A 13,206-nucleotide genomic window follows, 5' to 3' on the forward strand; every position below is an offset into this window, starting at 1 on the left:
CCGGTTCTGTGGGTGTCTCAGAGGCTCTGTGCGTTTCCGACCGGCTCCGCCGCACGTGTCCGGTCGACATGCGACGGCCCCGTCCACCGGGAGCGTGGACGGGGCCGTATACCGCTGTCAGCCGCCGGGACGGACCGCTCCGGCGAAGGAGGACCTGTAGTACCCCTTCAGCCTCACGATCCGGACCGTCTTGCCGCTGCTCGGCGAATGAACCATCTTGCCGTGGCCGACGTACATGCCGACGTGGCCTTTGCCGTAGAAGAACAGCAGGTCACCGGGGCGCAACTTGCTCCACGGGACCTTCTTCCTGACGGCGCGGTACTGGCTGTGCGTGATCCGGGGGAGGGAGACCCCGGCCTTGCGCCATGCGTACTGGACGAGCCCCGAGCAGTCGAACGCGCCGGGACCGGAGGCTCCCCACCGGTACGGATCGCCGATCTGCTTCTCAGCCGTCGCCACGGCCTTCCTGGCCTTCACCTGCTGGCGTGCGGCCTTGCTCATCTTGGCCTTCGCCGTGCGCTTGACGTGGGTCTTCGCCGTGCTCTTGACCTGAATGGCGGCCGCGGTGTCCGTCGTCGCCCCTGCCGCCGTCGATCCCAGCGTGACCGCTCCGGCTGAGGCAGTCAGTGTGAGGGCGAAACCGCCCAGAGAAAGGCGAAAAAGGCGCGACAAACTAGGGTTGTGCGGGGTGGTAGACAGGATTTCTCCTTGGGACTTCCACTGATGCCTACCGGGTTAGCTGACGGATTCGGGCTGGGAAGACGCCCTACGACAACAGACATGTCGATTCACCCCTGGCCATATGTCTAAGGCCGATTGGTTCCCCGGCTCCGTGCCTCCTGGCTGCACGGACTCGGCAGGTCACCGTGGTGGGGCGCACCCCATAGGGAAACGGTGACCAGCTGGATCTCTATGTGGGACACCGGCCTGGAGGACCGGCATTCGACGCGGCGGCATGGCTTGCTCACCGCGCCGAGAAGGTACCTCGATTACAAAGTTCAGGCAAAGGGTTCGTCAAATTCGAAGATCAAAAAAAGATTTTCACCTTCACGAAACACCTGATCGAGCGGCGTTTACCGCATTCGAATATGACCCTCGTCACATTCTTCGCGTCCGGCCCCGGAGGAGTCACTTCCGTCACACGCGTCACACCGGTCCCGACCCTCGCGACGCGGTCCCACGGCCGCCGGATCCCGGGCGCGGCGTCGCCCCCCGCACGACGCGGTCGGCCGATCGGGCATGATTCGGTGGCATGAGATCCTTCACCGACCTCGCCGACCTCACCGCCGCCAAGGGGGAACACCTGGGCTACAGCGCCTGGCGCGAGGTGACCCAGGAGCAGGTCGCCATGTTCGCCGACGCCACCGACGACCACCAGTGGATCCACGTCGACCCCGTACGGGCGGCCGAGAGCCCCTTCGGCGGCACCGTCGCCCACGGCTACCTGACGCTGGCGCTGCTGCCGGCCCTCATGACCGAGATCTTCCAGGTCGAGGGGATCACGATGGGCGTCAACTTCGGGCTCGACAAGGTCCGCTTCCCCGCGCCGGTCAGGGTCGGCTCGCGGGTCCGCGGCGGCGCGGAGCTCACCGACGTCAAGAACTCCCCCGCGGGAAAGCTGGTGAAGGTCAAGATGACCGTCGAGGTGGAGGGCCAGAAGAGAGCGGCCTGCGTGGCGGAGACCCTCTCGCTCTACGTGGCCTGAGGCCTCTTCTCCGCACGGCCTGACGGTCGCCGCGCGGCCTGACGCCTCCGTCCCCGGCGCCCTCCGTGCCCGGCACGCCCGGAGCCCCTCCCCCGACGTCCGAAGCCTCTCCGCCCGGCGTCCACGGGGCGGGGCTCCGGGCGGCCGAGCGCCGCCCGGGGGGACACAGCGGCCCACAGGGGCCTCAGAGGGCCACGGAGGGCCGAAGCGGCCCCGCGGGCGGCAGGCGGCCGGTCCCGAGGGGCGACCGCCTCAGGGACGATCAGGGGCGGACGGCTCCGACCAGGCGGCCGCCGTACGCCGACAGCGGGACCTCCTTGACGACGTCCCCGGTCTGCGGAGCGTGAACGATCTTGCCGTTGCCCGCGTAGAGGCCCACGTGGCCCAGGCCCTGGCTGAACAGGAGGTCGCCGGGCTGGAGCTCGCTCAGCGAGACCTTACGGCTGGCGCCCCAGCTCCACTGCTCCCAGGTGGTGCGCGGCAGGCTCACCCCTCCGCTGCGCCAGGAGGCCTGGACGAGCCCGGAGCAGTCCCAGCCGTCCGGGCCGGTGCCGCCGTACCGGTACGGCTTGCCGATCTGGGCGTAGGCGAAGCTCAACGCGGCCCTGGCGTTGCCCGAGGCCGGGCCGTTGTACTGAATCCCCGAGCTGTTGGGGTCGCCGGTCCGGTAGGTGCCGAGCTCGCGCAGGACCTTCGTCTGCGCCTTGATCATCTTCTCGACCCTGGTCTTCTCGTCGGCCAGCTCGTCACGCGTCTGGTCGGCCTCGGCCAGGGCCTCCTTGGCCTTGTCGCGGTTGTCGCGCAGCTCCTTGTTGGCCTCGTCGAAGGCGTTCAGGGTCTGGGCCCGGGAGGCGGAGATCTGGTCGGCCGTGGCCAGACCGCTCAACACGAGGTTGGGGTTGGCCTGACCGACCAGGTTCTGCCAGCCGACGGAGCCGCCCTGGTAGCTGGTGACGGCCATGGTGACGAGGTCCTTGCGCAACCCGGCGACCTTCGCGGTCTGCGTGGTGAGGGCGGCGTTCAGGCCTCGGTACTTCTTGCGGGCCTTCTTCCACTTCTCACTGGCCTGGTTGTACTTCTCGACGAGCTGATCGGCCTGATCGTTGAGCTTGTCGAGCTTCTTCTTGGCCTGCGCGATCGTCGGCTTCGGCTCGGCGAGCGCGCCACCGACCGGCACCATCAGCAGGGCGAGGGCCAGACCCGCAGCCATCGGCATCCGCACAAACCCAACCGGCTTACCCGCCACGGCCACCGTGCCGCCTCCCCAACGCCAAAGACCTGGGGCGAAATAGTACAGAACAAGTAAGGTTCAGCTCACCTTTTTGGCCGTTTTGTTCTTTACCGACAGGCGGCCACCCCGCAAATTCTCGCGGTCATCCGGGTGGCGTCCCGCAGCTGGTCGGCCCAGTCGCGTTTGACCGGCTTGGCGTACTCCCCCGCCCAGAGGTAGACCAGCACGGCGTTGCCCTTCCTGACCACCACACTGCGGTCGCCGCCGACCCCGGCCTTCCCCTTGTAGTAGACCTGTCCCGAGACCTTCAGCGCGTCGTCCCCGAGCCGGGCCACGGCGGCGGAGGCGTAGCGGTAGGTGGAACCCGCGTCCGCCTTCGACGCGCACGCGGTCAGCCCGCCGCGGAGCTGGGCCATGGCCCGCTCGGCGTCCTTCCGCGAGCCGTACAGCAGGACCTGCTCGACCTTCATGAAGTCCGGAACCCCGACGAACGTCACCGTCCTGACGGCCGTCCTGCCCGTCTTCCCCACCGCTCCCCTGCCGCAGGGGTCCACCGCGAACGGAGTCCTCAGCGAGTCGCTGACCTTCCAGCTCGTCTCGGGATCGTCGTCCTTCTGCGCCGCGGCCTTCTCGTACAGCAGGAACCCCTTGGGAATGCCGGGGGCGGCCGCGGCCGTGCCGGCGACGAGCGCGGCACAGACCAGCGCGACAAGCTTCTTCATCGAATCAACCTCCAGTGTGATCCGATGAACCATAGAGCCAAAAGGTTCAGGCACGTCCCAGACGTCGCAGAAGTAACACCGACGGGACCGGCCGGGCGCCCATCCGCCGGACCGACTCGGCCACCTCGCGGTCGGAGGAGACCACCGCGATGGCACGGCCCAGGGGCTCGGCGCGGACCAGCTGGCGGATCAGGTCGTCGGCGATCTGCCCCGGGGCGCTGAACATCACCCTGACACCGCGGGGGGCGGACACCGGAACCGGGCCGTTCAGCTCCGCGCCGTCGAAGACGCAGGTCAGCTCGGTGCGGGTCTGCGCGTACAGCGCGCCGAGGCCGGTCAGCAACCGGTTGCGCTGGTCGGCGAGCGTGAGCGTGCCGTACCCGGTCTTGGTCACGTTGTAGCCGTCCACGATCAGGTGGATCTGCGGCAACGCGAGCAGCTGGTCGAGCAGGGCGGGATCGTCGTCGGCGAGGGCACGCGCGGGCACCGCCTGGACCCCGTGCCTGCCCGGCGCGACGGACGAGACCGAGTCGGCGGGCCGGTGGATGCTGGAGGGCAGCGCGAGCTCCCTGCGCAGCCCGGCGGCGGCGTCCTGGAGCGCGTCGAGCAGCATGCGGACCTTGGTGTCCTCCACGCTGCGGCCCTCGCGGGCGGCCCTGCGCGTGGCCTCAAGCTGCCGCTCGGCGTCGGCCAGCCGCTCGCGCATACGGCGAAGCTCGCTCTCCCCCGCGCTGCCCGCCGCCGCCGCGACGGCCTTGGCCTCCTGGGCCGCCTCCTCCATCTCGGCGGCCCGCGCGTCGGCGGCCTTGGCCCGCTCCCTCGCGTCGTGCAGCTTGCGCCGCAGGTCGGAGATCTCGGACCTGGCTCCCTTGAGCTGCTCGCGCAGCCGGTCGGACTCCTCCTTCGCCGCGGCCTTCTGCGCCGCGAGCTGCTCCCTCAGCCTGGTGAGCGTCTGCTCCTGCGCCGACCCCTCGGCGGCCGCGGCCGACTGCTCCAGGTCGGCTCGGGCGACCTCGACCATCTCCACCCAGCCGGGCGGCCTGGTCAGATACGCGGCGGCGGCGACCAGCACGGGCTCGGCCGCGGGCGGCACGACGCCCTCCGCGAGGCTCTCGACCAGCTCGGGCCAGCCGGCGCCCAGCGCCTCCGCGACCAGCTCACGGAACTTCTTGTCGGTCTCCAGCTGGGCAGCTATCGGCGCGCCGCCCAGCTTGGCCCGTTTACGGGGATCGAACCTGGCGATCCCCTTCAGAGGCGGAGGCACCGCGGCCGAGGACATCGATCCGAGGATCTGGGATGCCAGCTCCACGACATGTAAGCGAACCTGCTCGGGCAACGGACGAGACAGGCCCTCTCCGGCTGAACTCATCACGGCCCCTACTCGGATTGGTCTTCACGTCAAGGGTACGGCTACCGCACCCCGCCACCGACCTGAGCGGCGGGCCGGGGGACGCCTCCGCCGAGTTGACACCGCATGGACAGCCGCCTTCTCCCAGATGTACGACGGGCGTCCGGCAGGTGTACGACCCCGCCCGCGACCACCTCGCCGAACGGCCGCCATCCGACACTCCCCCACCTCCCGACCGGGAAACCCCGGAAGGCCCCCTCCGCTCCCCCGGCCCCGTGTGTCACCCCGCTCCGGGCGTCCCCGCCACGGCCCGCTCAGGTCAGGTGACCCGCGTCGTGGACGGTCAGGGCGATCTGGACGCGGTTGTTCAGCTCCAGCTTCGTCAGCACCCGGGACACGTGAGCCTTGACCGTCGCCACGCTCATGTAGAGCTCGGCGGCGATCTCCGCGTTCGAGCTCCCCCTGCCGACCGCGAGCGCGACCTCGCGCTCGCGCTCGCTGAGCCCGGCCAGCAGCGTCGCGGCCCTTTCACGGCGCGCCCCCGCGCCGCCGTCGGCGACGTGGGCGATGAGCTGGCGGGTCACGGCGGGCGACAGGATCGGCTCGCCCGCCCCCACCCTGCGGATCGCGGCGACGAGCTCGCCGGGCGGGGTGTCCTTGAGCAGGAACCCCGCCGCCCCCGCCCGCAGGGCCCTCAGCACCTGGGCGTCGGCGTGGAAGGTGGTCAGGATGACCACCTCGGGAGCCGGGCCGGCGGCGCGCAGCCGCTCGGTCGCGCTCAGCCCGTCGACCCCGGGCATGCGGATGTCCATCAGCACCACGTCGGGCCGGTGCACGGCCACCAGGTGCGGCACCTCCCGCCCGTCCGCGCCCTCGCCGACGACGACCAGGTCGGCGGCCCCGCCGAGGATCATGGACAGCCCGGCGCGGACGAGCGCGTCGTCGTCCACGATCAGCACGCGGATCTCCGGCCTCGGAGCGGATGAGCTCATGTCGATCACGTTAGCCACGCCCGTCCTCCGCCCGAACGCCGGGCTCCGCCGTGCGGAGGCCGCTCCGTAGCCACCCGCGCGGCCACCCGGCCGCGCCGCCCCCTCCGTTCCGCCGGACCGGCCATGACACCCCTCCTCACACCGCCCACGGCAGCCACGCGCTGAGCCGGAACCCGCCGTCGACGCACGTGCCGTAGTCGAGGCGGCCGCCCATGAGCTCGGCGCGCTCGGTGAGCCCGATCAGGCCCGTCCCGCTGCCGGGAATGGCCTGCCCGACGGTCGTGGGATTGCGGATCTCGACGGTGAGCCCGTCACCGGGCCCGCCCGCCACGGTGACGTCGACCCGCGCGGCGGCGGCGTGCTTGCGCGCGTTGGTCAGCCCCTCCTGGGCGATCCGGTAGGCGTTCCTGCCGAGTCTGGCGGGCGCCCCGCCGGGATCGCTCACCCGCATGTCGAGCGCCACCTCCATGCCCGCGAGCCTGGACTCCTCCACGAGACCGGCCAGGTCGGCGAGGGTCGGCTGGGGCCGGTCGGGATCCGTGCCCTCGCCGCCGAGGCGGAGCACGCCGATGACCTCCCGCAGGTCCTGGAGCGCCTGGTGCGCCCCCGACCTGATCACCCCGGCCGCCCGGACCACGTCGCCAGCCGGGATGTCCGGGCGGTACTCCAGCGCGCCCGCGTGCACGCTGAGCAGCGAGAGACGGTGGGCGAGCACGTCGTGCATCTCCCTGGCGATGCGCTCGCGCTCCATGTGCCTGGCCCGCTCGACCCGCAGCTCGGCCTCGACCTCGGCCCGCTCGGCGCGGTCGCGCAGCGACAGCACGAGCTGACGCCTCGCCCTGATGAACATGCCCCAGATGATCAGCAGGAGGTAGAAGAGCACGGAGACGAGCAGCGACCCCAGGTAGGGCATCTCGGGGTCGGGACGCCACCACAGCACGGGCACGAGCACGGCCACGTGCAGCGCGCCCGTCATGACCACGGCCTTGAAGGGCCGGTGAACGGCGACGGTGAACAGCGCCGCGACGACGGCTCCGGCCGAGACGGTCGAGACGAGCGCGGTGGGCACGAGGGCGAGGGCGAGCCCGACCGGCCAGCGACGGCGCAGCCACAGCAGCGCGCACGCGGCGGCCCCGAGGATCTGGTCGGCGACGACGAGCGGCGGCGGCGCGGCGGTCTCGCCCAGGCTCAGCCCCGCGAGCAGCCCCAGCCCCGCGGACACGAGGAAGATGACGATGTCGACGCCCCAGTCGCGGGCCGAGCGGCGCACCGAGGAGCGATCGCCCGCGGAGTCACCGTGCAGGACCGCGGGCAGCAGCCATCGATACTCCGTCACACCGTACGAGGGTAGGGCCGCCCAAAGCGGTGCGACACCAACCAAAGTCGGTGTTTCGGCGACCTTCGGCCGACGCGCGGCGGCCGTGCCCTCACTCAGCATCGAGACATGAAAGTGACCCTTGAGATCCTCGGGACCCTCTGCGTCGTCCAGGCCGTCGGCGGGACGATCAACAACCTGTGGGGCAGCGGGCGCAGCTGGTTCCTGGTGAACTATCTGGACTTCCTGGACGGCTACGAGATCTTCGCCGGCATCGTGCTGGGCGTGCTGGGCCTGGCGCTGTGCTCGGCGGGCATGGCGCTGAGGAGAAAGGACCGGCGGGGCTGAGGGGGACCGGCGGGCCCGGTGACCTCCGCCACAGGCGTGAGGAGCCGTGGCACGGCGTTCTCCGCGGAAACCTCGGAGACGGACGCGGGAGAGGCGTCCGGCCGCGCGCGGGGGCGGCGGCCGGAAGCGGACCCGGAGCGGCAAATGTCGGTGGAGGCTCTTATGGTCGTGAACCGTGGAGTACGCCGTGCAGGGGACGCTGGACGAGCTGGGCACGCCGCTGGAGCAGATCACGTTCGTCGTGTTCGACCTGGAGACCACGGGGGTCTCCGCGGGCGAGCACGCGATCACGGAGATCGGCGCGGTCAAGGTGCGCGGCGGTGAGGTGCTCGGCGAGTTCGGCACCCTGGTCGATCCCGGCTCCCCGATCCCGCCGTTCATCTCGGTGCTGACCGGCATCACCGACGCCATGGTCGTGGCGGCGCCGAAGATCGAGTCGGTGCTGCCCTCGTTCCTGGAGTTCGCCGAGGGCGCGACGCTCGTGGCGCACAACGCGGGCTTCGACATGTCCTTCATCAAGGCGGCCTGCGCCGCCCTCGGCTATCCCCCGCCCGCCCACCCCGTGGTCGACACCGTGGTGCTGGCTCGCAGGCTGCTGACCCGCGACGAGGCCCCCAACTGCAAGCTGTCCACGCTGGCCCGGATCTTCAGCAGGACCGAGCCCTGCCACCGCGCGCTCGCGGACGCCCAGGCGACCGTGGACGTGCTCCACGCCCTGCTGGAGCGGGCGGGCTCGTTCGGGGTGCACACCCTGGAGGAGCTGAAGGGCTTCGTGCGCGCGCCGACCGCCGAGCAGCGCCGCAAGCGGCATCTGGCGGACGGGGTGCCCTCGGGGCCCGGCGTCTACGTGTTCGAGGACGACCGCGGCGACCCGCTCTACGTCGGCAAGAGCACCAACCTCCGCAACCGCGTGCGCAGTTACTTCACCGCGGCCGAGACCCGGCCGCGGATCCGCGAGATGGTCGGCCTCGCCGAGCGGATCCGGACGATCACCTGCGCGACCCCGCTCGAGGCGGAGGTCAGGGAGCTCAGGCTGATCGGCTCGGCCAAGCCGCGCTACAACCGCAGGTCGCGTTTCCCGGAGAAGATGGTCTGGCTCAAGCTCACCGACGAGCCGTTCCCCCGCCTGTCCGTCGTGCGCGAGGTCAGGGACGACGGCGCGGCCTACCTCGGCCCCTTCGGCGGCGTGCGCGCCGCCGAGGACGCCCGTGCCGCGCTGCACGAGACGATCCCGCTGCGGCAGTGCACCGAGAGGATCACCCCGCGCGCGGGCCGCCCCGCGTGCGCGCTCGCGGGGATCGGCAGGTGCGGGGCCCCCTGCGAGGGCCGCCAGAGCGTCGAGGAGTACGGCCTGCACGTCACCGCCGCCCGCAGGGCGATGGAGCTGGACTCGGCCGAGGTGTTCTCCGCGATCGAGGCCAGGATGGAGCGCCTGTCCCTCGACCAGCGCTACGAGGAGGCGGCCGCCGACCGCGACCGGCTCGCCTCGTACGTCCGCACCTGCGCGCGCATGCAGCGGCTGCGGGCGTTGACCTCGCTGCCGCAGATGGTCGCCGCCGCCCCCGTCACCGGCGGCGCGTGGGAGATCCACGTCGTCAGGCACGGCAGGCTGGCCTCGGCGGGGGTGATGCCCAGGGGCGCCCATCCGACCCCGTTCGTGGACGCCCTCGTGGCCACCGCGGAGACCGTCGTGCCCGGCCCCGGCCCGGTTCCCGCCGCGAGCGCGGAGGAGACCGAGTGCGTGCTGCGCTGGCTGGAGGGCCCCGGCGTGCGCCTGGTGCAGGTCGAGGGCGACTGGAGCCTGCCGATCGGCGGCGCGGGACGGCTCAAGGCCCGCATCGATCGCGCCTACCAGGCCCGCGAGCCGCACAGGCCCCGCGATGGCCGTCCGCTGCGCTGATAACTTCGTGGAAAAGTGCGAGCAGTTCTCAACGAGGAGGAAGCCAGTGGTCACCGCCATCGTGCACATCAACGCCGAGGTGGACCGGATCCCCGAGGTCGCCCAGGCGATCGCCGAGATCGACGGGGTGAGCGAGGTGTACTCCATCACCGGGGAGTACGACCTGCTGGCCATGGTCCGCGTCTCCGCCTACGAGGAGATCGCCGAGGTCATTCCCGGCAGGTTGAACAAGGTCTCCGGGGTGCTGCACACCGAGACGCACATCGCCTTCCGCACCTACTCCCGGCACGACCTCGAGGCCGCCTTCTCGATCGGCCTCGGCGAGTCCGACTAGGACCGCGCCGGGAGACGCCCACCGGGTGACGCGCCGCGCGGCGGCGCCCGCCCGCCCGGCGCGACGAGCGGCGGGCCCCGGCGCGCGGACGTTCATCCGAAAGGGGGGGCGCCGGGACGCGTCTCCCCCATGGTCGGCAGGCGTGCCCGCACCTCGAACCCTCCCTCGGGGAGGGGCCTGGCCTCCAGGGTCCCGCCGAACATCGTGGCGCGCTCGCGCATGCCGAGCAGTCCCGTCCCCACGCTGAGCGCGGCGGGCACGGGGACGGCCTCGCCGTCGTCGCGGACCAGCACGTCGAGGAAGCCGGGACGCCAGCGCAGCGTGACGTGGGCCGACCTGGCCCTGGCGTGCCTGAGGGTGTTGCTCAGCGCCTCCTGGACGATCCGGTACGCCGAGAGCTCCAGGGCGAGGCCGAGCTCGACGGGGCGTCCGTCCTCGACCACGTCGACGCGCAGGCCCGCCGTACGGACCTCGGCGAGCAGGTCGCACAGGTCCGACAGCTTGGGCTGGGGCGTCCTGGCCCCGGTGAGGCCGCCCTCCTCGCGCAGCAGGACCAGGATCCGCTGGAGCTCGAGAAGCGTCTGCCGGCCGGACTCCTCGGCCACGCGGAGGGTCTCGCGGGCCCTGGCTGGATCCTTCTCCATGATCATCCGGCCCGCGCCCACGCCCAGCGTCATCATGCTGACCCCGTGGGCGACCACGTCATGCAGTTCTCCGGCGATGCGGGCGCGTTCCCTCGTCGTCACGGCCCCCGCCAGGACCTCCCGCTGCCCGGCGAGCTCGGTCTGCTCCACCTCGAGCCGCAGGAGCAGCCGACGCCGTTCACGCAGGAGCCTCGCGGTCGCCAGGGACAGGCAGGCAACCACGAGAAGGAGCAGGCCGAGCGCCACCCAGGCCAGAAGGTCAACACGCCACATGAGCGCAATCTAGGACCGCGCCCCGCGGGGCTGCATCCCCTCATGGGTGGATCTTGCGTCCGCCCGTGAGGGGAGGCAGGGCAGCCGGGTCAGGACGACTTCAGCGCCTGGCTGGCCTCGACCCAGCGCGTGAGGGTCGCCTCCGCCGCGCCGGAGTCCACGGCGTGCGCGGCCCTGGCGTATCCCCCGGCCATCGCGGCGTCGAGGTCGTCGCCCGCGCCCTCGAGGGAGACCAGCGCGGCCGCGGCGTTGAGCAGCACCGCGTCGCGGACCGGGCCGGTCTTGCCGCCGAGCAGGTCGCGCACGGCCTGCGCGTTGAACGTCACGTCGCCCCCGCGCAACGCGTCCGGCGCGGACCTGGGGATGTCGAGCACGGCCGGGTCGAAGACGGTCTTCCTGGCCTCGCCGTCGCGCACCACCCAGATGGTCGAGGTCGTCGCGGTGGTGAGCTCGTCGAGCCCGTCGTCCCCCCGGAAGACCAGGGCCGAGACGCCGCGCTCGGCGAACACGCCCGCGACCACGGGGAGCATGACCGGGTCGAAGATGCCGATCGCCTGGGCCTGGGGCCTGGCGGGGTTGGTCAGCGGCCCCAGGAAGTTGAAGACCGTCGGGATGCCGAGCTCCTTGCGCGCGGGCCCGACGAAGCGCAGCGCCGGGTGGTAGTGCGGCGCGAAGCAGAAGGCGATGCCCGCCTCGACCGCGACCCTGGCGGTGTTCTCCGGGGTCAGGTCGAGCACGACCCCCAGGTGCTCCAGCACGTCGGCGGCGCCGCAGAGGGAGGAGGCCGCCCTGTTGCCGTGCTTGACCACCCGCGCGCCCGCCGCCGAGGCGACGATCGCGGCCATCGTGGAGACGTTGACCGTGTGGGCGCGGTCGCCGCCGGTGCCGACGACGTCGACGACGGGCCCCTCGACCGACAGCGGGGTCGCCCGCTCCAGCATGGTGCGCGTCAGCCCGGTCAGCTCGGCGACCGTCACCCCCTTGGCGCGCAGCGCCACGGCGAAGCCCGCGATCTGCACGGACGTCGCCGAGCCGGACATGATCTCGTTCATCGCCCAGGCGGCCTCGTCCGCCGTGAGGTGCTCACCCGCGAGCAGGGCCGACAACAGCGCGGGCCAGGTGGTGCGCGCGTCCATGGAGGTCTCCAGAAGGAAGGAAGGTGTTCTGGCGGGCGGTCAGGCGGTCAGGCGGGTGGACAGGCGGCGGCGCATCAGGTCGGCGACGGTGCCCGCCAGGGCCACCGGGTCGATCGGCTGCGGCACGACGGCCTCGGCGCGGGACCACTCGGCCAGCCAGCGGTCGTCGCGGCGGGCGATCAGCAGGCAGATCGGCGGACAGTCGTACACCTCGTCCTTGGCCTGCCTCGCGACCCCCATGCCACCCGCGGGCCGGGCCTCCGCGTCGAGCACCGCGACGTCGATCTCTCCCGAGTCGAAGTGCTGCACGACCTTCGCGTGGGTGGCGCACTCCACGATCTCCACGAGGGGCACGTCGGCGGCGGGACGCCGGCCGAGGGCCTGCCGCACCTTCTCTCGGGTGCTCGCGTCGTCGCTGTAGACGAGGACCCTCATCTTGTCGTCGGTGCTCACGGTGGCGCTCACTATCCCTTGTCGATGTATGGTCACCTGGGATGGTACCGGTCGGCTCGCCCGGAGACCCAGGGCAGACGCATCACCGAAACAATTGCCCTATACGCCCGGTTTTGCGGGACGCGTGGGTCCCCTATTGGGGGGTCGTGCGGCGACCCGACCAGGAGAGCCGCAATAATGCTGCCCGTGGCGACAGCATCCGCAATCTCAACGACGACGACAGCGCATTCGTCCCGCAGGCCAGACCTGGTCAGCGTCGGGACGATCGTCTGGCTGTCCTCTGAGCTCATGTTCTTCGCGGCGCTGTTCGCGATGTACTTCACCATCCGGTCGGTGAGCCTCGGCCAGGGACTTCCCTGGCCGGAGGCTCACCTGAACGTCCAGTTCTCGTTGGTCAACACGATCATCCTGGTCCTGTCGAGCGTGACCTGTCAGCTGGGCGTGTGGGCGGCTGAGAAGGGCCAGGTCGCCAAGCTGCGCTTCTGGTACATCGTCAGCTTCCTGATGGGCGCCGTGTTCGTCGGCGGCCAGCTGTACGAGTACAGCCAGCTGGTCCACGAGGGGCACACCCTGTCGCACTCCGCGTACGACTCGGTGTTCTACCTGACCACGGGCTTCCACGGCCTTCACGTGACCGGTGGACTGATCGCGTTCCTGTTCATGCTGGGACGCACGTACGCCGCGAAGCGCTTCACCCGTGAGCAGGCGACCAGCGCCATCGTCGTGTCCTACTACTGGCACTTCGTCGACGTGGTCTGGATCGGCCTTTTCGTGACCATCTACGGCATTCATTAAGGAATCGGGG

General features: G+C 71.3%; 14 protein-coding genes and 1 riboswitch. Of the genes, 5 read left to right on the top strand and 9 right to left on the bottom strand.

Features of this window, described 5'->3' with window-relative positions:
* Nucleotides 1-117: 117 nt before the first annotated feature.
* On the bottom strand, nt 118-672 hold the full coding sequence (locus tag PKF00_RS17390; protein WP_271218582.1) for a C40 family peptidase: 555 nt from the start codon (nt 670-672) through the stop codon (nt 118-120).
* A 37-nt stretch (nt 673-709) separates the two neighbouring features.
* A riboswitch (cyclic di-AMP (ydaO/yuaA leader) is annotated at nt 710-869 on the bottom strand.
* A 383-nt stretch (nt 870-1,252) separates the two neighbouring features.
* On the opposite strand from PKF00_RS17390, the gene PKF00_RS17395 reads away from it, so the two are divergent.
* Nucleotides 1,253-1,705 carry a MaoC family dehydratase gene (locus PKF00_RS17395; protein ID WP_271218583.1) on the top strand — a complete coding sequence of 151 codons (453 nt, stop codon included), beginning with the start codon at nt 1,253-1,255 and terminating at the stop codon, nt 1,703-1,705.
* A 262-nt stretch (nt 1,706-1,967) separates the two neighbouring features.
* Here the strand turns inward: PKF00_RS17395 and PKF00_RS17400 are convergent, their stop codons facing one another.
* The 5 genes from PKF00_RS17400 to PKF00_RS17420 all read right to left on the bottom strand — a co-directional run bounded on the left by PKF00_RS17400 (nt 1,968) and on the right by PKF00_RS17420 (nt 7,334).
* Complete coding sequence (locus PKF00_RS17400; protein WP_271218584.1) at nt 1,968-2,915, bottom strand: C40 family peptidase; 948 nt, start codon at nt 2,913-2,915, stop codon at nt 1,968-1,970.
* A 128-nt stretch (nt 2,916-3,043) separates the two neighbouring features.
* Entirely contained in the window at nt 3,044-3,658 is a 615-nt protein-coding gene (locus tag PKF00_RS17405) for a hypothetical protein (RefSeq protein ID WP_271218585.1), read from the bottom strand.
* Between the two features lie 46 nt (nt 3,659-3,704).
* A complete protein-coding gene (locus tag PKF00_RS17410; RefSeq protein ID WP_271218586.1) occupies nt 3,705-4,967 on the bottom strand; it encodes an NYN domain-containing protein in 1,263 nt (420 codons plus the stop codon).
* A gap of 353 nt (nt 4,968-5,320) precedes the next feature.
* Nucleotides 5,321-5,998, bottom strand: a complete 678-nt coding sequence (locus PKF00_RS17415) for a response regulator (RefSeq protein WP_271218587.1) — start codon at nt 5,996-5,998, stop codon at nt 5,321-5,323.
* A 136-nt stretch (nt 5,999-6,134) separates the two neighbouring features.
* Nucleotides 6,135-7,334, bottom strand: a complete 1,200-nt coding sequence (locus PKF00_RS17420; RefSeq protein ID WP_271218588.1) for a sensor histidine kinase — start codon at nt 7,332-7,334, stop codon at nt 6,135-6,137.
* Nucleotides 7,335-7,442: 108 nt separating this feature from the next.
* Between PKF00_RS17420 and PKF00_RS17425 the strand changes: the two genes are divergently transcribed.
* The 3 genes from PKF00_RS17425 to PKF00_RS17435 all read left to right on the top strand — a co-directional run bounded on the left by PKF00_RS17425 (nt 7,443) and on the right by PKF00_RS17435 (nt 9,895).
* On the top strand, nt 7,443-7,661 hold the full coding sequence (locus PKF00_RS17425; protein ID WP_271218589.1) for a hypothetical protein: 219 nt from the start codon (nt 7,443-7,445) through the stop codon (nt 7,659-7,661).
* A 175-nt stretch (nt 7,662-7,836) separates the two neighbouring features.
* On the top strand, nt 7,837-9,561 hold the full coding sequence (locus tag PKF00_RS17430; protein WP_271218590.1) for a DEDD exonuclease domain-containing protein: 1,725 nt from the start codon (nt 7,837-7,839) through the stop codon (nt 9,559-9,561).
* Between the two features lie 46 nt (nt 9,562-9,607).
* Nucleotides 9,608-9,895 carry an Lrp/AsnC family transcriptional regulator gene (locus PKF00_RS17435; protein ID WP_271218591.1) on the top strand — a complete coding sequence of 96 codons (288 nt, stop codon included), beginning with the start codon at nt 9,608-9,610 and terminating at the stop codon, nt 9,893-9,895.
* A gap of 92 nt (nt 9,896-9,987) precedes the next feature.
* On the opposite strand, the gene PKF00_RS17440 is transcribed toward PKF00_RS17435, so the two are convergent.
* The 3 genes from PKF00_RS17440 to PKF00_RS17450 form a co-directional block, all read right to left on the bottom strand.
* On the bottom strand, nt 9,988-10,812 hold the full coding sequence (locus tag PKF00_RS17440; protein ID WP_271218592.1) for a sensor histidine kinase: 825 nt from the start codon (nt 10,810-10,812) through the stop codon (nt 9,988-9,990).
* An 89-nt stretch (nt 10,813-10,901) separates the two neighbouring features.
* Nucleotides 10,902-11,948 (bottom strand): anthranilate phosphoribosyltransferase, encoded by a 1,047-nt coding sequence (trpD, locus tag PKF00_RS17445; protein WP_271218593.1) that lies wholly within the window; start codon nt 11,946-11,948, stop codon nt 10,902-10,904.
* A 39-nt stretch (nt 11,949-11,987) separates the two neighbouring features.
* On the bottom strand, nt 11,988-12,383 hold the full coding sequence (locus PKF00_RS17450) for a response regulator (RefSeq protein WP_271218809.1): 396 nt from the start codon (nt 12,381-12,383) through the stop codon (nt 11,988-11,990).
* A 195-nt stretch (nt 12,384-12,578) separates the two neighbouring features.
* On the opposite strand from PKF00_RS17450, the gene ctaE reads away from it, so the two are divergent.
* Nucleotides 12,579-13,196 (top strand): aa3-type cytochrome oxidase subunit III, encoded by a 618-nt coding sequence (gene ctaE, locus PKF00_RS17455; protein WP_184714835.1) that lies wholly within the window; start codon nt 12,579-12,581, stop codon nt 13,194-13,196.
* The last annotated feature ends 10 nt before the right edge of the window (nt 13,197-13,206 follow it).

This window comes from Streptosporangium carneum (genome assembly GCF_027922005.1).
GTDB classification, from domain to species: Bacteria; Actinomycetota; Actinomycetes; order Streptosporangiales; family Streptosporangiaceae; genus Streptosporangium; species Streptosporangium carneum.